Source organism: Mobilicoccus pelagius NBRC 104925 (genome assembly GCF_000247995.1).
GTDB classification, from domain to species: domain Bacteria; phylum Actinomycetota; class Actinomycetes; order Actinomycetales; family Dermatophilaceae; genus Mobilicoccus; species Mobilicoccus pelagius.
In genome coordinates, this window is sequence record NZ_BAFE01000092.1 from 1 (window position 1) to 1,127 (window position 1,127).

At 68.9% G+C, this 1,127-nt stretch carries 1 protein-coding gene; it reads right to left on the reverse strand.

What is annotated here, in order from left to right:
* Positions 1-1,004: IS481 family transposase (locus MOPEL_RS14135; protein ID WP_009483559.1), on the reverse strand; the 1,004-nt coding region annotated here is incomplete at its 3' end.
* Between the last annotated feature and the right edge of the window lie 123 nt (positions 1,005-1,127).

A 1,127-nucleotide genomic window follows, 5' to 3' on the forward strand; every position in this document is an offset into this window, starting at 1 on the left:
TAGATGTAGCTGGGCAGGACGTTGGTGACAGCGGAGGGGGTGCGTGAGGCTGGGGGCTGGCCACCGGCGGCGCTGTGAGGCCGATGGTAGTTGTAGTGGAGGTTCCACACGGCGATGGCGTGCGCGCGCTCGGTCTCGTTGGCGTAGGGGCGGGAGTACAGCAGTTCCTCGGCGAGGATCCGGTTGTACCGCTCGACCTTCCCGTTGTGCCGGGGCGTGTACGGCCTGGTGAACTGGTGCCGGGTCTGGCCACCGACGATCCGTGCGAAGTTCGAGGAGCGGTAGCAGGACCCGTTGTCCGTCACGACGCGGTGGATGCGGGTGATGCCGTGCGCGGCGAACCAGACCTTCGCGCGGGCCAAGAACCCCGCCGCGGTGGCTCCCTTTTCGTCGGGCAGGTGCTCGGTGTACGCCAGACGGGAGAACCCGTCGACGGCCGAGTGCAGATACACATAGCCCCGCTTGGCGCCGGCGGTCTTCGCCCGTCCGGCTGCGCGGTGCTGGTCACTGTCGCGGCCGTGGACGCGCCACCCGCCGCCGTCGGGAATCCGTCCGACCTTCTTCACGTCGAGGTGGACCATGTGTCCTGGCCAGCGGGCCACGATCGCACGGGGAGAACGGTTGGACGCGCCGGTGGGGTCGATGAACCTGCGGTGCCCGAGCCCGAGCCGGGACAGATGCCGGGTCACGGTTCGCCGGTTCAGTCGGATCCCTGTGGCGGCGAGTTCATGGGTGATCCGCGTGGCGGACCACTTGTGCTCGCGCCGCCACGCTTCGATGCGGGCGATCACCTCTGGGGGCGTCGCGGTAGGGCTGTGTCGTGGTGCCGAGGGCCGGTCGTGCAGGCCGAGCTCGCCGTAGCGGCGCCACCGGTTGACCCACTTCGACGCACACGCCCGTGAGATGCCCATTTCGGCGGCGACGTGCGCGATCGGACGGAACTGGCAACGGGCGACCAGTCGCCGTCGACCCTCGAGGCTGAGCGGGGCGTTACGGTGCGTCATAGGGCAGGTTCCTTCGGCTGACTCGACGTGATGAAGGCTTCGACACCTCATCCTGTCGCCGCAGGGACCTGCCCGTTGACCTAACTACCGGCCCGCAGCGTCACCAACCTCCTGCCCCGCAAC